Raw genomic sequence first — 19,836 nt, 5'->3', positions numbered from 1 at the left:
CGTTAGGGCTGAACGGGGCATCACAACGGGTACAGACCGACCACAATGGAGGGACGTCGGGCAACTACCCGGTTGTGCCAGCTAATGGCGTGAATGACACGTATTAAGTCCACTGTGGACACTGCCGGAGCGTTGATAACTAGAGAAGTTTCGCCCCGGGTGAAGTCACTCCAAAGTGGACGATGATCACCGAGGGGCCGGTCAGTCCTCCGCGAGTGCCGTCGAGGTGATCCGGTGGAGGGGGAACCGGCACACCATGTCGAGCACGGCGTCGAAGGCGTCGAGCACGCCTCCGGCCACGCGCACCGGCGTGACCATCTGCTGGCTCGCCGTGCCGTGCGAGTCCACGACGCCGATCCACACCATCCGGCCCTCGGCCGCCGCCTTCTGCAGCAGCGCCACCGTGGCGGCGGTCCCGAGCACCGAGGTGGAGACCGCGGCCCCGCGCGGCGCCTCCGCCGCCCGGTCGCCCGCCTGGATCATCCGCACCACCGAGGCCAGCTGCTCCACGCTCGGGCGGCTGGGGGAGAACAACCGCCTCGTGCCCTGCGGCCTGCCGGGGATGCGGTGCCCCGCCGGGCGCAGGTCGACGACGGCGCCGTCCGGCCCCTCCGCCGCGGGCGCGTAGCCGCTGTCGCGCAGCCCTTCGAGCACCTCAAGCAACGCCAGCGGACTGATCAGCACCGTCGGTGCGATCCGGCGCAGCTCCAGCCGCGCGATGTCCTGGTTGGCCAGGACCTCGGCGATCAGCGCGGGATCGTCGCAGCGCAGGAAGGACCCGGCCTGGCCGCCGCGCAGCTGGCCGTGCTTCCTGGCGATGTCGTCGATCAGGTAGCTCAGCGACTGCGGGACCGGCGTGCGCGAGCGCTTCGCGAACAGCTCGTGCAGCTCCGCCGCCGAGCGCCCGCCGTCCAGCGCGCGCCGCACCGTCTTCTCGGTGATCCGGTAGACGGTCGCCCCACCCGCCGACTCCACGTCCGCGACCGCCGCGATGTCGGCGGCGAGCTCCGGTTCGAGCCTGCCGGGCGCCACCACTGTCAGGTCCGCCTGCACGAGGACGTGGTCGATCGGCTCGGGCAGCGAGTCCAGCATCCGCTTGGCGGCCTCGCCGGGGCCCTCGTTGAGCAGTGCCGCCCCGGCCGTCGACAGGCCGCCGAGCGCGACGATGCCCAGCGCGGTCGCCTCGGCCACGATCCAGCGCACGAGGTCGTCGCGCATCCGCCCACCCCGCGCGGGCGCGCGCCAGGCCAGCGCCGCGACGAGGTCTTCGGCGCTGCCGACGCAGGAGCCCGCGGGCAGCTCCGCGAGCACACCGAGCACCCGGTGCCGCTCGCGCACCGCGTTCGGGCGGCGGAGGTCGTTGGAGAGCGGGCTGAGCAGCTTGTCGCGGTCGTCCCGGCGCCCGGCGAGCGCGGGCAGCCTCGGCAGCTCCAGCCAGCCCACCGCCAGCGTCGCCCACTGCTGGTCCGGCGCGGCGGCCAGGAACGGCTCGACGTGCGTCGTCGGGACCCACTCCGGCTCGCCGCCACCGCTGTTGTCGATGAGGTCGGAGTCCACCGCCAGCTCGACGAGCAGCGTCGCCCGCTCCTCCTCGATCTCCAGCTCCTTGGCCACGCGGCGCAGCTCGCGCACGCCGAGCCCGCCCGCGCGCAGCACACCCGGCGGCTCGGCCGACCAGAGCGCGATCAGGCCCTCCAGGTGCCGCAACAGCTCCAGCGCGGCACCGGCCGCAGTGGAGTCCACAGTGGACACACTGCGTCCGGTGACGTTCAGCTCCGGCTGCGACACCTGCACCTGGCCCATCGGCCGGTCGCCGCGCAGCAGCAGGCCGAGCTGGCGGGGCAGCTCCACCGTCTCGTTGTCCCTGCGCACCAGCAGGCCGCGCGCCATCAGGCTCTGCACCGGGCTCTCCGCGCGCTCCAGCGGCACGGCCCGCCCGGCGTCCTTCGTGCGGCCGATCGGCGGTCCGGCCGCGAGCGTCTCCAGCAGCCTGCGCTCGGCCGGGTCCAGCTCCGTCAGCACCTCCGGCAGGTCCATCTCGTCGAGCTGGGGGACGGCGCGGCCGAGGTTGCCGGGGAACTGCGAGATGACCTCCGTCGCGGCGGGCACGATGCTCAGCGCGGTGTCCGGCCCCCACGCCACGGCCAGCTCGCGCAGCCGGTGCACGGCCTCCTTGGTGCGGGCCGCGGGCACGCCCTTGCCCATCAAACGGTTGATCCTGGTCAACGGCTGCGGCTCGGTGTCGGCCCCGGCGATCGCCAGCGCGTCGAGCACGGTGCGCGTGAGGGCGTCCAGGTCCTCGCACGCGCGCACCACCGACGCGCGCATGCCTGCTCTGGTCGCCAGCACGCTGCTGTCGGCGGGGGGCGGGGTCGCCAGGTCCGGGCGCGCTCGCAGCAGCTCGACGAGAACCTGCTCGTCCTGCGCGCGCAGCCAGTCGACGAGAGAGTGACCGGACATCGGTCCCACGTTATATGCCGATGATTTCGCTGCCTATGGCCGCGCGTCGGGCCCGCGTGCGATCAGGCACACTGAGCGGGTATTTCCCGAGTAGAGGAGGAGCCGTGGCCAAGGCCGCCCGCCGCCCCGAGCGCATCGACCCGACCTGGCCCGGCGAGACCGCCGACGGGCACCACCCGGTCAGCGAGCTCGCCAGCCACACCCAGGGCGCGCAGTCCCCGTTCGGCGAGGTCACCTTCCCCGCCGAGGGCGTGCACTACGAGCACCCGGTCACGGTCATCAACAAGTAGGCCGCCCGCCCTCCCCGGCTTTCCGAGCCGTGCGCGTACCGGATTCATCCGAGGTCTAGGCTGTGCGCACCGCTGAGCAGCACTGACCGGGGAGGGTGCAATGCCGGTTCCGGGGCCGGGATATTCGATCACCGTGCGTGTCGAGGCGCCGCCGTCGGCGAGCGCCGCTGGTGACCTCACCAGCTCCATCGGCAAGGTCGGCGGTGTGATCACGGCCTTCGACGTCGTCGAGTCGCACTCCGACCGCGTCGTCGTGGACATCACCTGCAACACGCTCTCCGGTGACCACGCCACCGTGATCACCGACGCGCTGTCGGTGCTGCCGGGCGTGAAGGTCCGCAAGATCTCCGACCGCACGTTCCTGATGCACCTCGGCGGCAAGCTGGAGATCTCCTCCAAGGTCGCGCTGCGCAACCGTGACGACCTGTCCCGCGCCTACACGCCCGGTGTCGCCAGGGTCTGCCAGGCCATCGCGGCCAACCCGGAGGACGCGCGCAGGCTGACCATCAAGCGCAACACCGTCGCCGTGGTCACCGACGGCTCCGCCGTGCTCGGTCTCGGCAACCTCGGCCCGGCCGCCGCCCTCCCGGTGATGGAGGGCAAGGCGGTGCTGTTCAAGAAGTTCGCAGGCGTCGACGCCTGGCCGATCTGCCTGGACACCCAGGACACCGAGGAGATCATCCGCACCGTCGAGCTGATCGCCCCGGTCTACGGCGGCATCAACCTCGAGGACATCGCCGCCCCGCGCTGCTTCGAGATCGAGGCCAGGCTGCGCGAGAAGCTGGACATCCCGGTCTTCCACGACGACCAGCACGGCACTGCCATCGTGGTGCTCGCCGCGCTGCGCAACGCCCTGCGCGTGGTCGGCAAGGACATCGAGGACTGCCGCATCGCCGTCTGCGGCGTCGGTGCGGCGGGCTCGGCGATCATCCGCCTGCTGCTCAAGCAGAAGCCGGGCGACATCGTCGCGGTGGACATCGACGGCATCGTGCACACCGAGCGCGAGGGCCTGGTCGACGAGAACCTGCGTTGGATCGCGGAGAACACCAACTCGCAGAAGATGAGCGGCACCCTGCACGAGGCGCTGGTGGGCGCGGACGTCTTCATCGGCGTCTCCGCCCCCAACCTCTTCGGTGAGGAGCAGGTCGCCACCATGGCGGAGAACGCCATCGTCTTCGCGCTGGCCAACCCGGACCCGGAGATCGACCCGCTGGAGGCGCAGAAGCACGCGGCCGTCGTGGCAACGGGCCGCAGCGACTACCCGAACCAGATCAACAACGTGCTGGCCTTCCCCGGTGTCTTCCGGGGCCTGCTCGACGCCCACGCGCGCACGATCACCGATGACATGCTCGTCGCCGCCGCGAACGCCATCGCCGACGTAGTCGAACCGAGCCAGATCAACGCCTCGTTCATCGTGCCGAGCGTGTTCGACAACGCCGTCGCTCCCGCGGTCGCCGAGGCCGTTCGCGCCGCGGCGGTGCGGGCGAAGGGCTAGAGCGCGTGGCGGAGGAGCTGACCCACGTCGACTCGGCCGGGGCGGCGCGGATGGTCGACGTGTCCGGCAAGCAGGCGGTCGCGCGGCTCGCGGTCGCCTCGGGCGTGCTGCGCACCACCGAGGAGGTCGTCTCGCTGCTGCGCCGCGACGGCCTGCCCAAGGGCGACGCGCTGGCCACCGCCAGGATCGCCGGGATCATGGGCGCCAAGCGCACCCCCGACCTCGTGCCGCTGTGCCATCCGATCGCGTTGTCCGGCGTGGTGCTCGACCTGCACGCGGAGGGCTCTTCGGTTCGGATCACCGCGACCGTGCGCACCACCGACCGCACCGGCGTGGAGATGGAGGCGTTGACCGCTGTCACCGTCGCCGGTCTCACGCTGCACGACATGGTGAAGGCCGTCGATCCCGCCGCGACCCTCGACGGCGTGCGCGTCGAGCGCAAGGAAGGCGGCAAGACCGGCCTGTGGACGCGTCCGGAGGACCGATGAGCACGCGGACGGCTCGGGTGGTCGTGGCGTCGAACCGCGCCTCGGCCGGTGTCTACGCCGACAAGACCGGGCCGGTCATCGAATCCTGGCTGAGCGCGAAGGGCTACGAGGTACCTGCACCCGTCGTCGTGCCCGACGGCGATCCGGTCGCCACCGCACTCCGCGCGGCCGTGGCTGACGGGGTGGACGTCGTGATCACCACGGGCGGCACCGGCATTTCGCCGACCGACGGCACGCCCGAGGCGACGCGCTCAGTGCTGGACTACGAGATCCCCGGCCTCGCGGACGCGATCCGCGCGCAAGGTCTGCCGAAGGTGCCGACCGCCGTGCTGTCCCGTGGCATCGCCGGAGTCGCTGGCCGGACCCTCGTGGTCAACCTGCCCGGCTCGACCGGTGGTGTCCGCGACGGTCTCGCGGTGCTCGATGGCGTTCTCGACCACGCCGTCGACCAGATTCGCGGCGGCGATCACGCGCCCGCGTCCGGCTCCACGGCTCAGGTGCTGCGTGCGGTGGTGACGGAGACGCCGTTGGACGTCGCCGAACACGCCGCTTTGGTGGAGAGCCGTGTGGCGGGCGCCGTTGTCACGTTCTCCGGCGTTGTCCGCGACCACGATGGCGGTCGCGGAGTGCGCGAGCTGGAGTACTCCGGTCACCCGAGCGCTTCGTCGGTGATCGCTGAGGTCGCCGCCGACGTGGCCGCGCGGCACCCGAAGGTCCACGCGCTCGCGGTCAGCCACCGCATCGGCGATCTCGGGATCGGTGACTCCGCCCTGGCGTGCGCGGTTTCGGCCGCCCACCGCCGTGAGGCGTTCGTCGCGTGCGCTGATCTCGTCGATGAGGTCAAGCTACGGCTGCCCATCTGGAAGCGCCAGCTCTTCGACGACGGCACCGAAGAATGGGTCAACTGCCCCTAGCGGGCTTTGACGCATCGTTCGGTTTGCCAGGACACCGGGTTTGCGGTGGTTAAGGATGATCAACAGAGGGGTTCGGTGGTCTTGAAGACACCCCGACCCTCGGCGGCGCCGTGACCGGAGTCTTCAGCTCAACCACGTGCGGGACGGGCTCCTGGACACGCGAAAGGCCCCGACCATTGCTGGTCAGGGCCTTTCACCAGGACAAACGTCACTTCAGGTCGAGCTGCTGCCCGACGAAGATGAGGTTCGCGTCCTTGATGACGTCCTTGTTGCGCTCGAACACGGCCTGCCAGCCGCCTTCGACGTTCTGCGCCGAGGCGATCTTGGACAGCGTGTCGCCAGCGGCAACGGTGTAGTCGGCACCGTTCTTGGTCTGCACCGGAGCAGCGGCGGGCGCGGGGGTCGCGGCCGGCTTCGGAGCAGCCTTCTTGGTCACCTTGGAGACGGGCTTCGACTTGACGGCACCGCCGCCACCGCCGCCGTTCGCCCAGCCGGTCTTCTTGGAGCAACCCGGCCACGGCGTGGCGCCGCGCTTGTCGTAGAGCCGCTGGGCGATCTCGGTCTGCTGGGCCAGGGTGGCCTGGTGGGCGTTGGGCGCGTACTGTCCGCCGCCGTTCGCGCGCCAGGTGCCGCTGTCGAACTGGTAGGCACCGTAGTAGCCGTTGCCGGAGTTGATGCTTGCGTTGCCGCCGCTCTCGCACTTGGCGAGGGCTTCCCAGTTGGGAGCGGCCGAGGCGGTGCCTGCGGTCACGACGAATGGCGCTGCGGCCACGGCGCCGGCGACAGCCAGGCGAGCCACGTTGCGACCGGTGGTGGACTGCTTGCGGTGCTTGCCTCGGTAAGAAGTCATTTCTCTCTCTCCTACCGCACCTGCGAGTGAGCTGTCGGGTTCGGGCCCTGTCGGGGAGTGCCCGGCCGGTCGGGGGACCGGCTTCACCCCTAGGGCGCTCGGGACGCCCGGGAGTGCTCTCACGCTCCTGTCCAGAAGTGCTTTCCGCTCGGGGTCGTTGACCGGGGACCTGTTGGACAGGATTTGGCGCGTCAGGTCTCCGGCACTGCGTCGGTTGGGTTTCGGGGCCAACCGAGAAGCGACCGTACGTAACCGCTGGGGCCAACCCAAACGTCTCGGGGTGTGACCGTCATCACGGTAACGCCGAGGGGGGATTCAGCGATGCGGAGGGTTTAACCAGCTTGGGGCACCGTTACCGGGGCGTTTCCCGCCCGGGATCAATTACCGACGGTGAGTTCTGGGTCACGTGGGTGAAGCCCTGCGAGAGGGTGGGAGTACATCCCCGTCAGCCCCTGGTGAGGAACGCTCGCAGTCCGCTCAGGTCGTCGGTGTTGAGGTGATCCACTCCAAAGGTGACGAGTTCTCGCCAAACGGCCTCGCGTTGCGGGCCGGGCGCGTCCGGCGTCGCCCAGAACCGCACTCGCTGTCCGGCCTCGTGCGCCTTGGCCACGATGTTCCGAAGCTTCGCCTTCTCCGCCGTGGGCATCTGCCCGGCGCCGTTCCAGGTGAACAGCTTCGTCCAGTTGTCGGAAACGAGAGCCGCGAGCTTGGCGTCCGAGCCGGGACCGAGGTCCGCCGGGTCGGTCATCCGACCGTCGTAGAAGGCGAAACGGTGGCGCTGGCCGCTCATCAGCTCTCGCGGCCGATCTCCGGAAACCACCACGTCAACGGCACTGTGAACGACCTTGCCCGCGATGTACTGGCTGAACATGAAGGCGTAGCGCGGCGAACGCAGCACCTTGTCCAACTCTGCGTAGGTGGCCGCGCCGGTGTTCTTGAGGTCGATGAGCAGCTGGAAGAGACCGGGACGACCGGGATGGACCTTGCCGCCGTTGTCGAGGACGCGCTTGCGCAGCGGCTCCAGGTACAGCGACTGAAGAGTGCGGTCCGGCCGTAGATCGCCGACGTCGTGCCCGACGAGCAGAGCGCCCTTCACCAGGTAGATGTCGGCCTCAACGCTGGTGAAGCCGTTGTCCAGCGCGTCGAACAGCGGGCGCTTGTGCTCGTAGTCGTTGTGCGCGTGCGCTTGGGGAAGCGGCTTGACGCGCGGTGCGGCGATGCTTGGCGCGGTGGCACTCGCGAGCACTCCGGCGATCGTCAGCACAAGAACCGCGATGCGACGGAATGCCTGCACAGCCACCTCCTGGAACGGCGTCGACAGCTCGGACGCTAGGCGCTCGGGATGGACCGGTGATGAACGCCGGGAGTCCGGCCGCCGAGCGCGGGACGGCCGGTAGGGGGACGTTCGTCACTATGGGCAGGTTGCCCCTGTGGTGCGGAACACGTTAGTGGCACATGGTGACAGGGCGATAACGCGGGGTCGCTTTGAGTGCCCCGAGCAGGCTGACTCGACGGTCCCGTTCTGGTCAATGCCCCAAAGAACGCCTACTCCACGTCGCAGCGCCTCACCAGGCGCGATGCTCAGGACGCCGCCATGTAATAGAGGTGTGTGTGGAGAGGCCGCCGCGACTCTGGGGAGAGATCTCGCGGTCGGCGTGTCGTGAACGACGAGGGGGACAGTCATGAGGACAGCCGTGCACCGCGCGCGACGAGGTGTTGCGCGATGACCGTCGAGTTCAAGGTGCTCGGCTCGCTTGAGGTCATCGTTGACGGCGTGGTCGTGGCGGACGAGCCGGTAAGGGAAGCGAGTGCCCGGCGACGCTGCGCGTGATGCTTCCGCTCAGCAGCGTGCGGGACCTCAGCATGGCTCGCCCGAGATGCGCGCCAGCTACGTCCAGTGGCACGTCGTTTGCCTCGCCCGTGCCTGAGAATGGCAACTGGAAGATCAATGGCCTCGACAGCACCGTCCGCTGCTGACCACCGCTCTCAAGGCCACGCTCGCTAGCCCCCGACACGACCGCACTCCGCCAGCTAGGCCGAGTTCCCCCGTCTTCAAGACCCCCAAACCCCCGCACAGCCCGTGGCGGAGGCGTACCCAATGCGGCATTGGTTACGTCTGGCGAAACAAATGCCACATTGGGTACGTCGCGGTGGCGGATGAGTGGGCCGCAGGCGATCTGCCTCAACGGCTCATTTGGTGCGTTGAACGCACTGAACGGGTCGTTCAGGGCTGAAGTGACGGCGAACGGGCAGTTGCGCGGCACCGAGTGCTCCGGCACAGGGTGTGGGAGGCGCGGACGCTTCGGGTTATCGGGCAAGCTTTGTGGGTGTCGGGCGAGCGGGACGGGGCGCGGGTGCACTGGGAGCGGGCGCATGCGATGTTCGCGGAGATGGGCATGCCGGAGGGCGACGAGGTGCGGGAGCTGCTGGGCCAAGTGCGATGAGCGGGCGCGATGACGGTTGAGTTCAGGGTGCTCGGCTCGCTGGAGGTGCTGGTCGACGGGCGAGCGGTGCCGGTGCGGGCGGGCAAGCAGCGGGTGGTGCTGGCGGCGCTGCTGCTGCACGCGGGGCGCGCGGTGAGCGTGGGGGAACTCCTGGACGTGCTGTGGGGGGACGAGCCGCCGACGACGGCGCGAAACGCCCTGCAGACGCACATCGCGAGGCTGCGGAAGCTGCTGGGCGAGGACGTGATCGCGACGGTGGGCGGGGGCTACGTGCTCGCGACGGAGCGGATCGACCTGGTGCGCTTCCACGAACTGGTGCGCAGGGCGAAGTCGACGTCGAAGAGCACGAGGGCGAGGCTGCTGGGCGAGGCCTTGTCGTTGTGGCGGGGGGCGGTTCTGGCGGACGTTCCCTCGGTTTCCTTGCACGCCAACGAGATCGACCAGCTCAAGGACGAGCTGCTTGACGTGGTGGAGCAGCGGGTCGACGCGGACCTGGAGCTGGGCAAGCACCGCGAGCTGGTGGGCGAACTGCGCGCGCTGGTGGCGGACCACCCGGTCAGGGAACGCTTCTGGGGGCAGTACATGCTGGCGCTCTACCGCTCGGAACGGCAGGCGGAAGCGCTGATGGCGTTCAGGGACCTCGCGAGCGCGCTGAAGGAGCGGCTGGGGGCCACGCCGAGCGCGGAGCTGCGGGCGTTGCACCGGGCGATGCTGGTCGGCGACGTGGCGCAGGCGAATGCGGTGCCGCGAAGCGCAGCCGTTGTGCCGCAACAGCTTCCGGGGGACATCAGCGACTTCGTCGGCAGGGAGGAGTTGCTCGGCCGCATCGTGGGGTTGCTCGACGAGGGCATGCAGCTCGTGGTGGTGTCGGGGCCACCGGGGGTGGGCAAGACGGCGCTCGCGGTGCGGGTCGCGCACAGGTTGAAGCAGCGGTTCCCGGACGGCCAGCTGCACGTGAACCTGCACGGGTACTCGGCCAACGCGAGGCCGACGCCGGGGCAGGTGCTGGCGCGTTTCCTCCGAGCGCTGGGTGTGCCGACGGACAGGGTGCCCGCGACGGTCGACGAGCAGTCGGCGATGTTGCGCTCGGAGCTGTCCGACCGGCGAGTGCTCCTGGTGCTGGACAACGCGATCGACGCGGAGCAGGTGCTGCCGCTGATCCCGGAGACGGGTGGGTGCGCGGTCGTGGTCACGAGCCGGGGGGTGCTGCGCGAGCTGATCGAGCACGAGCGGGTCGAAGCGGTCGTGCTTTCGGTTCTGCCGCAAGGGGATTCGCTCGCGCTGCTCGCTGAGTTCGCGGGCGGGGTGGTGCGCGACGATCCGGAGGCGAGCGAAGAGCTGGTGCGGCTGTGCGGGAGCCTGCCGCTGGCGCTGCGCATCGCCGGAGCGAACATCGCGCAGCAGGGGTGCACGGTCCGCGCCTACGTCGACGAGGTGCGCGGAGGTGACGTGCTGTCGGCGCTGACGGTGGACGGGGATGAGCAGTCGGCGGTCCGCGCGGCGTTCGCGATGTCCTACGCCACGTTGTCGGACGAAGCGCGGCGGGTGTTCCGGTTGCTGGGGCTCGTGCCGGGGCCGGACTTCACGGCGTGGGCGGCCGCGTCACTGCTCGATTCCACAGTGGACGGAGCAATCGCGCTGCTCGACGAGCTGGCGACGGCGAACCTCGTGCAGCGGCACCAGAACGACCGCTTCCAGTTCCACGATCTGCTGCGGGCCTACGCGGCGGAGCAGGCGATGGCGGAGGAGCGCGCGGAGGAGATCGACGCGGCGGTCAGCCGACTGCTGGACTGGCACCTCTTTGCGGCGGGGACGGCGCGGACGCTGCTGCCCCTGCGGGCCTACACCGCCAAGCTCCCCGAGCACGTGCGCATCGGCGCCCCGTTCGGTGACCGCGCCGGGGCCGAGGCGTGGATGGAGGACGAGCGGGCGAACCTGCGGGCGGTCGTCGCGCTGGCCGCGCGAAGAGGACGGAACGAACACCTCTGGCAGTTCGTCGATGTGTTGTGGACCTACCTGCTGAGCAAGGGGCACAACGTGGACTGCCGGGAGATCGCTGAGCGCGGACTGGCCACCGCCATCGCGGTGGACAACAGCGACGCGGTCTCGACCATGCACTCGCATCTGGCCCACCTGACCTGGATCAGCGGTGACCCGCGCGGGGCGCTCGCGGAGTACGACAAGGCGCTGGCCGCCGCTGACCAGAGCGCCTCCTCGCTGGAGCTGGGCAACATCCTCAACAACTGCGCCGGAGTGCACTGGGAGCTGGGCGACAACGTCCAGGCCATCGAGCACCTGCACCGGGCGTTGCGGATCTACCAGGACATCCAGGCTCGCCACCAGGAGGCGAACACCAGGGGCAACCTCGGACTCGCCCACCAGGAGCTGGGCCACTTCCACGAGGCGGCCGAGCACCACGAGGCGGGCATGCGGCTCGCTGAGCAGCAGGGGGCGTGGGACAGCTACGCCAACCACCTGGCGAACCTGTCCAGCGCGCGCTACCAGCTCGGCGACTTCACCGGAGCCCGTGCCGCGGTGCGGGAGGCGATCGAGCGCTGCGCGGAACTGGGCCTGCACCAGGCAGAAGCGCTCGCGCACGTCGGGTTCGCCGAGCTGTTGGCCACCGAGGGCGACGGGCCGGGCGCCATGCGCGAGGCGCTCAGGGGCCGGGAGCTGGTCAGCGAGATCGACAAGTGGGGCAACGCCGCCGTGACGATCGCCATCGGCTCCGCGCACCTGGCGCTGGGCGAGCTGGCGCAGGCGCGCGCGAGCTACCGCGAAGCGATGAACGCGGCGCGGCGGGCGGGGTTCGTTCGGCACGAGGTGGACGCGGCGATCGGGCTGGCCAGGACGGGTTTGCGCGCCAAGACGACCGGCCAGGCCATCGCCTACGCGCGGACCGCGGTCGAGCAGGCGCGGGAGCACGGCATCCGGATTCGCCAGGCGGAGGCGATGCACGTGCTCGGTCTGCTGCTGCACGAGACGGGCGAGGTGGAGTCGGCGCGCGAGCAGTGGCGGCTGGCCGAGGTCATGTTCACCGAGATGGGCGTGCACAGCGCCGCCACGGTGCGAGCGCTGCTGGACGGTGCGTCATGACCATCGAGTTCCGCGTGCTCGGCGCCCTCGAAGTCGTCGTCGACGGCGAGGTCAGGCCGATCCAGGCGGCCAAGCTGCGCACCCTGCTCGCCGGGTTGCTGCTGCGCGCGCCGAGGCCGTTGGGCCCCAGCGACCTGATCGACATCCTGTGGGGCGACAAGCCGCCCGCGACGGCGCGCAACGCCATCCACATCCACATCGGCCGGTTGCGGCGGCTGCTCGGCGACGAGGGCGTGATCAGCACGGTCGCCGGTGGCTACGTCATCCGGCGGGGCGAGGTGGACCTGGACCGCTTCCGCGACCTGGCCGCCGCGGCGACGCGGGCGAGCGACGCGGTGGAGGAGATCAGGCTGCTGCGCGAGGCGCTGGCGTTGTGGCGCGGACAGGTCCTCTCCGACATCGACTCGGAGTCCTTGGCGGACAACGAGATCGCCGCGATCAAAGCCGAGCTGCTCGTGGTGCTGGAGCATCGGCTGGACGCCGACCTGCGCCTGGGACGGCACCGCGAGGTGATCGCCGAGCTGCGCGCCCTCACCGCGGAACACCCGCTGCGGGAACGGTTCTGGGGTCAGCTGATGGTGGCGCTGTACCGCTGCGAGCGGCAGGCCGAGGCGCTGGAGGCGTTCCGGACAGCCTCCGCGACCCTGCGCGCCGAGCTGAACGTGTCGCCCGGACGCGAGCTTCGCGAGCTGCACAACGGGATCCTGAACGGCAGCGCCGCCGTCGCCGCGCCGGCGGTCGCGGCCGAAGCACCCGCGAAGGTCGTCCCCCACCAGCTCCCCGCCGACATCACGGACTTCGTCGGCAGGCGGGAGCTGGTCGAGCTGCTGGTGCACGAGCGCCCCCGGCTCGCCGTGCTCTCCGGCCCGCCCGGCGTCGGCAAGAGCGCGCTGTCCGTGCGGGTGGCGCACCGGCTCAAGCAGCACTTTCCTGATGGGCAACTCTTTGCCAACCTGCACGGCTACTCCGCGGGCACAGCGCCGTCGACGGGGCAGGTGCTCGGGCGGTTCCTGCGCGCGCTCGGTGTCGCGCCGGACAAGGTGCCGCTGGACGTGCCGGAGCAGAGCGAGATGCTGCGCCACCAGCTCGCCGGGCGCAAGGTACTGATGGTCCTGGACAACGTCGCCAACGCCGACCAGGTCCGCACGTTCCTGCCGGAGGAACGCGGGTGCGCGGTGCTCGTCACCAGCCGCGACACCTTGCGGGAACTGGCCGCCGACGGAGCGCTGCTGGAGTCCCTCGACGTGCTCGCCGCGGACGAGTCGCAGAGTCTGCTCAGTGATCTCCTCGGCACACAACGGTTTGCCGACAACCGTGCGGCGGGGGAGGAGCTGGCGAGCCTGTGCGGCAACCTCCCGCTCGCGCTGCGGATCGCGGGGGCGAACCTCGCGGGGCAGAGCCGCACGGCGCTCAGCGAGTACGTGCGCCAGCTCCGGGACGGGGATCGGCTCGCGGTGCTCGCGGTGGAGGAGGACGAGCAGGCCGCCATCCGTGCGACCTTCGCGCTGTCCTACACCTCACTGGACACAGAGCTCCGGCGGTTCTTCCGCGCGCTGGCCCTGCAACCGGGGCCGGACGTGACCGCGCACACCGCAGCGGCGCTCGCCGACGTCCACGTCGAGCACGCGTCCGGACTGCTCGACCGGCTGGTCTCGGCGAGCCTGGTGCACGAGCACGCGCCCGGCCGCTACCAGTTCCACGACCTCGTGCGGCTGTTCGCCCAGCAACAGTCCACAGTGGAGGATGCGGCTGCGGATCGTGCCGCCGCGAGGGAAAGGCTTCTCGTCTCCTACGTGATCAACTGCGCGAGGGCGGCGAGCCTGATCACCCCTGAGCTGTACTACCTGCCCGCTGTGGAGCACAGCACGCGGGTCGTCGAGCAGGAGCTGACGGGGCTGCTCGACTCCCACGCGTGGATGGAGGCCGAGCTGCCCAACCTCATCGCGGCGATCGTGTTCGCCGCGGACAACGGGCCGCAGCGGGTCGCGTGGCACCTCGCCGCGTACCTGACGAGCTTCTTCCGGCACTCCCGCAACGACGCCGACTGGCGGCTGGTCGCGGAGTTCGGGCTGCGTGCTTCCTTGGCGGACAACGACATCCACGGCCAGGCCGCACTGATGCGCAGCCACTCGATGCTGCTCTGGTGCATGGGGGACAACGAGAAGTCGCTGGAGTACTCCGGGCAGGCGCTCTCGCTCTACCAGGAGGTCGGTGACCGACGGGGCCAGGCGCAGGTGCTGAGCAACATGGGCGTTTCCCACGCCATGGCGGGAAACCAGGCGACGGCGGTGTCGTTGCTGACGCGCGGGCTGGCGATCGAGGACGAGCTGGGCGCCTCGCGCGGACTGGCCAACTGCATGCTCAACCTCGGCACGGTCTACGCCTACATCGGCCAGGTGGACCTCGCCGTCGCGACGTTCACCCGGTCGCGGGCGATCGCGGCGGAGCTGGACGTGCGGCACGTCGAAGGCGTCGCAGGGCACAACCTCGCGATCCTCGACCGGGAGGCGGGCCGGTTCACCGAGGCGCTGGAAGGCTTCGAGCGCACGCTCGCGGTCTGGCGGGAGATCTCCTCCAGCCACGACGAGGCGGCGGTGCTCGACGAGATCGCGGTCACCGAGGTGCTGCTCGGCCGCTACGGCAGCGCGCTCACCAACGCCAACGCGGCACTGCGGGTCTCGGCGGGAACGGGAAACCGCGTGAAGGAGGTGGAGGCGCTGAACACGATCGCCTCCGCCTACGTGAAGCTCGGCGAGCCGGAACGCGCGCTGCCCGTGCAGCAGGAGGCAGTGCGCATCGTCGGCGAGATCGGCTACGAGCACGGAACCGTGGACGCGCTGATCGGCTTGGCGGCAGTGCGGCGCGCGCTCGGCGACGGCGCGGCGGCGGTGGAGTCCGCGCGCCAGGCGCTCGCGTGCGCGGTCGGCAACGGGCTGCGGCTGTGTGAGCCGCGGGCGCTCACTTCCCTTGCGCAGAGCCATTTTCACGTTGGTGACCTTGCCGAGGCAGTTGAACACGCCAACCGCGCCATTCCGATGCATCGTGAGACGCGCCAACGAGTTTGGGAGGCGTGGACGGAGCAGGTGCTCGGTTTGGCCCTTCGTGCGTTGGGAAACGACGACGACGCTGTGGTACATCTGCGTGCCGCCCATGAGATGTTCGTGGAGATGGGGATGCCGGAGGCGGATGAGTTCCCGGCGCGGGGGTAAGGGGGACAGCGGTGCCGTCAGAGGTCAGGTTCAAGGTCTTGGGGCCGCTTGAACTCGTGGTCGACGGCGCCCCGATTCCCGTGCAGGCGGCCAAACAACGCGTCGTGCTCGCGATGCTCCTGCTGCGCTCCGGCCGCGCGGTCTCGATCGACGACCTCATCGAGGCGCTGTGGGGTGACAGCCCGCCTGCCGAAGCGCGCAATGCCTTGCAGGTCCACGTCATGCGGCTGCGCCGGGTGATAGGCGGTGATCTGCTGCGCACGGTTCGCGGTGGCTACGCGATGACCCTCACCTCCGAACAGCTCGACCTGCTCCGCGCGCGCGAACTCGTCGACCGGGCGGCACGGTCCAGAGAGGACGGGTCGGAGGAGTCCGAGCGCGCTCTGCTCGCCGAGGCACTTCGCCTGTGGCGTGGGCCCCTGCTCGCCGAGATCGAGTCGGAGTCCTTGCGGCGCAACGAGATCACCTCAGCGCTTGAGCTTCTCCTCGGCGCGCTCGAACGGCGCGTGGACCTCGATCTCGCTTCGGGGCGGCACCAGGAACTGATCGGCGAGCTGACCACGCTCACCGCGGAACACCCGCTGCGCGAACGGTTCTGGGCCCAGCTGATGCTCGCGCTCTACCGTTCCGGGCAGCAGGCCGAAGCGCTCTCCGCCTACCGCAAGATCACCACGTTGCTGCGCGCCGAGCTGGGCGTGGGGCCGGGGACCAGCCTGCGCGAGCTGCACCAGGCGATCCTGGTCGGCGGCCACGACCTGACCGAGGCCACGGTGCGGACGGTGCCTAGGGTGGTGCCCGCGCAGCTGCCGCCGGATCTGGCGGACTTCGTCGGCCGCACCGACCGGATCGAGCTGGTCGAGCGGACGTTGGTGCCCACCGAAGGGCAGCGTTCGGTTCCGGTGACGGTGATCTCCGGTTCGCCCGGCGTCGGCAAGACGGCGCTCGCGGTCCGCGTCGCGCACCGGCTCAAGCGCGGGTTCCCGGACGGTCAGCTCTACGTCGACCTGCGCGGGTACGCGTCGGGGGAGCCGGTCACGACGGCCGAGGTGCTGTCCAGATTCCTTCGCGCACTGGGGATTCGGCCGGAGCAGATCCCCGTGGACGTCGACGAGCAGTCGGCGCTCTACCGCTCCGTCCTGTCCGGCAAGCGCGTCCTGGTCCTGCTCGACAACGCCAGCGCGGCGGACCAGATCCGCTCGCTGCTGCCAGGAGATCCCGGCTGTTCGGTGTTGGTCACCGGGCGCAACGAGCTGCGCGGACTGGTGGTCGGTCATGGTGCGCGAACCCTGCGCCTTGAGCCCTTCGGTGCGCCGGAATCCGTTGCACTGCTGACGAGTCTGCTCGGTGCGGAGGCCGGAGCCCACCCGGCGGCCGCCGAGCTGGCCGAGCTGTGCGGGCACCTGCCGCTGGCTCTGCGCATCGCGGGCGTGAACCTCGCCGGCCGTTCCAGGCCCGATCTCGCCCAGTACGTCGACGAGCTACGGCGAGGCAATCGCCTTGCCGCGCTTGCGATCCCGGACGAGTCCTCGGCAGCGGTGCACGCGGTGTTCGGGCTGTCCTACAGCGCGCTCAAGTCGGAGGCGCGCCGCCTCTTCAGGCGCCTCGGCCTCGTCCCGGGCCCGGACTTCGACGCCAACACCGCCGCGGCGCTGCTGGACTCGGAACCGGAGCGCGCCGCCCAGTTGCTGGAGCAGCTCGCGGCGGTGAACGTCGTCGCGATGTCCGGACCCGACCGCTACTACCTGCACGATCTGCTGCGGCTCTACGCCGAGCACCTGTGCGCGGCCGAGGAGAGCCGGGCCGACCGGTCGTCCACTGTGGACCGTCTGCTCGACCACTACCTGCGCGCCGCCGATCGAGCCGCGCGCGAGGCCCACCCGGACATCAGCCGGATCGGGCTGCCGGAGGAGGAACCACGCCCCTGGCTGCCTTCCTTCGGCGATCGCGAGGCGGCGATCGGGTGGCTCGACGCCGAGCGCGCGAACCTGGTCGCCGCGGTGAGATCCCGGAGCCACCCGCTCGCGGTGCACCTCGCAGACACCGCGCGGATGTACTTCAGCACGGGCGGCCACATCGCGGACTGGCGCGCGGTCGCCGAGACAGGCCTTGCCGTGGCACGGGAAACCGGTGATCTCCGAGGAGAAGCCGCCGCGCACAACAGCTACGCGCGGCTGTGCTTCGACCTCGCTGAGTACAGGGCGGCCGCTGAACAGTGGAGCATGGGTTTGGCGTTGTGCGACAAGGGTTTGCCGCCGAGCGTGGAGGTCGGGTTCCTCAACAACCTCGGGGGCGCCCACGCCGAGCTGGGGGACACGGCGCTGGCGCAGGAGTACTTCGAGCGCAGCCTCGCGCGCAGTCAGGTCAGCGGCCCGCCGCACGTGGAAGTGCTGGGAATGCTGAACGTCGGCGCGATCTACGTCTACCGGGGGCTGCTCGCCGACGCCGCGCGGGTGCACGAGTCGGCGGTGCGGAAGTGCTCGGAGCACGGCTTCACCACGATCGAGGTGCTCGCGGCCAACAACCTCGGCATCGCTCGACGCGAACTGGCCGAGTACGCCGCCGCGATCGAGTCGCTGGACCACTCGTTGCGGCGCTGCCGTGAGCTGGGGCAGCGCTCGCCCGAGTCGAGCGTGCTCAGCAGCCTCGCGGAGGTCCACCGCGATCTCGGCGAGTACGAGCGCGCGCACGAGCTGTGCCTGGAGTCGATCGAGCTGTCGAGGGCGACCCAGCGGCGCAAGACCGTCGCCGACGCGGTGATCGTCGCCGGTGGGATCGAGCTCGGGCGCTCTCGCCCGGAGCGCGCGCTCGACCGGTTCCAGGAGGGGCTGTCGCTGTCCCGCGAGTCCAACTTCACCTACGGCGAGGTCACGGCCCTGATCGGGCTGGCCGAGACCACCAGGGTGCTGGGCCGCGCGGGCGAGGCCATGGAGTTCGCCCGGCTCGCCGAGTCGCACGCCCGAGTTGTCGCTTTCCGGCTCTGCGAAGGCAAAGCGATCAGCGCACGGGCCCGCGTCCACCACGACCTCGGCGAGCGCGGCGAGGCGATCACCCAGGCGCGGCGGGCGGTCGAGGTGCACACCGAGACCGGGCACCGCCTCGGCGCGGCTCGGTCGCTGGCGTTGCTGGGCGTGCTCGGCGACGCGAACGCGGCCGAGGAGGCCGCCAGGATCCGCGCCGCCATCGGCGTGCCGGAGCAGTGATCAACCGCCTGCGAACGGTGGGAGCACGTCCAGTTCGGCGCCCGGCGGGACGGTGACGGCCCTGTCCCGCACGGCCACGCCGTCCAGCAGGAAGCTGCACGCGGGCAGGACCGTCCTCAGCCGGGTGCCGTGCCGCTCGCGCAGCAGTTCGAGCACTTCGTCCACAGTGGACGGCTTGTCCAGTTCGACGGCTTCGGCCGGCGTTCCGGCGGCCGCCCTGGCCCCCGCGAAGTACCGCACGGTCAACGACTGCACGCTCATCCTCCGATCGCGCTCATCGGTCGGTCCGGTTGGGCGAACCCGGCTTCGTCGATGCCGTGCCCAGCCGCCTTCCCCCACATCGCGCTCCGCCAGAGCGCGGCGATCTCCTCGTCGGAGGCGCCCTCGCGCAGCGGGCCGCGCAGATCCGTCTCGGTCCTGGCGAACAGGCACGACCTGATCTGCCCGTCCGCCGTGAGCCTGGTGCGGTCGCACGCGGCGCAGAACGGCTGCGTCACGGACGCGATCACGCCGACCGAGCCCCTGCCGCCGTCGACCACCCAGCGCTCCGCCGGCGCGCCACCGCGCGGTGCCGGGTGCGGGGCCAGCTCGAACGCCGCGCCCAGCATGTCCAGGATCTCCGTCGCCGTGACCATCCGGTCGCGGTCCCACGCGTGCTGCGGGTCGAGCGGCATCTGCTCGATGAAGCGCAGCTCGTAGCCCTTGTCCAGGCAGTACTCCAGCAGCGGAACGGCCTCGTCCTCGTTGACCCCGCGCATCAGGACGGCGTTGACCTTCACCGGCGTCAGCCCGGCACCGGTCGCCGCCGCCATCCCGTCGAGCACCTTGTCCAGCCGATCGCGCCTGGTGATCGTGAAGAAGCGGTCCGCCCGCAGGGTGTCCAGCGAGACGTTGACCCGGTCCAGCCCGGCCTCGGCCAGCTTCCCCGCCAGCTCCGGCAGCCGCAGCCCGTTGGTGGTCAGCGACATCCTCGGCCTGGGGGACAGCTCGGCCGCCGCGCCGATCACGTCGAGGATGTCCTTGCGCAGCAGAGGTTCTCCGCCGGTGAAACGGATCTCGGTGATACCCAGGTCGCGCACGGCGATCCCGATCAGCCTGGTCAGCTCCGCGCCGCTGAGCAGCTCCGAGCCCGGTAGCCAGTCCAGGCCCTCGGCGGGCATGCAGTAGGAGCAGCGCAGGTTGCAGCGATCGGTCACGGAGACCCGGAGATCTGTCGCGGTCCGGCCGAAGCGGTCAACGAGGGTGTTCTCGTCCGGTCGCGCGGGCAGAGCGGTGCCGCGCCTTGAAGAGCGCGCGACCGAAGGCATACCCAGGGGGACGGGATTCACCTTTCCGAGAGTAGCGGCGGATGCCGACAAATCCTCGTGAGCGCCGCAGGACCGGTGGCTCT

Annotated in this window: 12 protein-coding genes and 1 riboswitch; of the genes, 7 read left to right on the top strand and 5 right to left on the bottom strand. The window is 70.6% G+C overall.

Annotated features, from left to right (window positions below; translation table 11 throughout):
• Positions 1–201: 201 nt before the first annotated feature.
• Complete coding sequence (locus ABD798_RS05615; protein WP_344871427.1) at positions 202–2,460, bottom strand: helicase-associated domain-containing protein; 2,259 nt, start codon at positions 2,458–2,460, stop codon at positions 202–204.
• Between the two features lie 104 nt (positions 2,461–2,564).
• Here ABD798_RS05615 and ABD798_RS05610 point away from each other — a divergent pair, with 104 nt between their 5' ends.
• The 4 genes from ABD798_RS05610 (at position 2,565) to ABD798_RS05595 (ending at position 5,647) form a co-directional block, all read left to right on the top strand.
• Complete coding sequence (locus tag ABD798_RS05610) at positions 2,565–2,750, top strand: hypothetical protein (RefSeq protein WP_344871426.1); 186 nt, start codon at positions 2,565–2,567, stop codon at positions 2,748–2,750.
• 100 nt (positions 2,751–2,850) lie between these two features.
• Entirely contained in the window at positions 2,851–4,245 is a 1,395-nt protein-coding gene (locus tag ABD798_RS05605) for an NAD-dependent malic enzyme (RefSeq protein ID WP_344871425.1), read from the top strand.
• 5 nt (positions 4,246–4,250) lie between these two features.
• Positions 4,251–4,733, top strand: a complete 483-nt coding sequence (gene moaC, locus ABD798_RS05600) for a cyclic pyranopterin monophosphate synthase MoaC (protein WP_344871424.1) — start codon at positions 4,251–4,253, stop codon at positions 4,731–4,733.
• Positions 4,730–5,647 (top strand): molybdenum cofactor biosynthesis protein MoaE, encoded by a 918-nt coding sequence (locus ABD798_RS05595; RefSeq protein ID WP_344871423.1) that lies wholly within the window; start codon positions 4,730–4,732, stop codon positions 5,645–5,647. Before moaC ends, ABD798_RS05595 begins: the two co-directional genes overlap by 4 nt.
• 208 nt (positions 5,648–5,855) lie before the next feature.
• Here ABD798_RS05595 and ABD798_RS05590 read toward each other — a convergent pair whose 3' ends face one another.
• Both ABD798_RS05590 and ABD798_RS05585 read right to left on the bottom strand, forming a co-directional pair.
• The gene (locus ABD798_RS05590; RefSeq protein ID WP_344871422.1) at positions 5,856–6,497 is read right to left on the bottom strand and encodes a transglycosylase family protein; all 642 of its coding nucleotides are present in this window, start codon (positions 6,495–6,497) and stop codon (positions 5,856–5,858) included.
• Position 6,498: 1 nt separating this feature from the next.
• Positions 6,499–6,647, bottom strand: a riboswitch (cyclic di-AMP (ydaO/yuaA leader).
• A 295-nt stretch (positions 6,648–6,942) separates the two neighbouring features.
• Entirely contained in the window at positions 6,943–7,791 is an 849-nt protein-coding gene (locus ABD798_RS05585) for a phosphatidylinositol-specific phospholipase C/glycerophosphodiester phosphodiesterase family protein (RefSeq protein WP_344871421.1), read from the bottom strand.
• A 1,159-nt stretch (positions 7,792–8,950) separates the two neighbouring features.
• Between ABD798_RS05585 and ABD798_RS05580 the strand changes: the two genes are divergently transcribed.
• From ABD798_RS05580 to ABD798_RS05570, 3 genes are read left to right on the top strand one after another with little or no spacing between them, the layout of a single operon-like run.
• Positions 8,951–12,037 carry an AfsR/SARP family transcriptional regulator gene (locus ABD798_RS05580; RefSeq protein WP_344871420.1) on the top strand — a complete coding sequence of 1,029 codons (3,087 nt, stop codon included), beginning with the start codon at positions 8,951–8,953 and terminating at the stop codon, positions 12,035–12,037.
• On the top strand, positions 12,034–15,246 hold the full coding sequence (locus ABD798_RS05575) for an AfsR/SARP family transcriptional regulator (protein ID WP_344871419.1): 3,213 nt from the start codon (positions 12,034–12,036) through the stop codon (positions 15,244–15,246). Before ABD798_RS05580 ends, ABD798_RS05575 begins: the two co-directional genes overlap by 4 nt.
• An 11-nt stretch (positions 15,247–15,257) precedes the next feature.
• The gene (locus tag ABD798_RS05570; RefSeq protein ID WP_344871418.1) at positions 15,258–18,446 is read left to right on the top strand and encodes an AfsR/SARP family transcriptional regulator; all 3,189 of its coding nucleotides are present in this window, start codon (positions 15,258–15,260) and stop codon (positions 18,444–18,446) included.
• Here the strand turns inward: ABD798_RS05570 and ABD798_RS05565 are convergent, their stop codons facing one another.
• Both ABD798_RS05565 and moaA read right to left on the bottom strand, forming a co-directional pair.
• Positions 18,447–18,707, bottom strand: a complete 261-nt coding sequence (locus tag ABD798_RS05565) for a MoaD/ThiS family protein (RefSeq protein ID WP_344871417.1) — start codon at positions 18,705–18,707, stop codon at positions 18,447–18,449.
• The gene (moaA, locus tag ABD798_RS05560) at positions 18,704–19,753 is read right to left on the bottom strand and encodes a GTP 3',8-cyclase MoaA (protein ID WP_344872880.1); all 1,050 of its coding nucleotides are present in this window, start codon (positions 19,751–19,753) and stop codon (positions 18,704–18,706) included. Before moaA ends, ABD798_RS05565 begins: the two co-directional genes overlap by 4 nt.
• Positions 19,754–19,836: the final 83 nt, after the last annotated feature.

This window comes from Allokutzneria multivorans, assembly GCF_039537405.1.
GTDB lineage: Bacteria > Actinomycetota > Actinomycetes > Mycobacteriales > Pseudonocardiaceae > Allokutzneria > Allokutzneria multivorans.
This window is presented reverse-complemented; position numbering and strand designations above follow the sequence as displayed.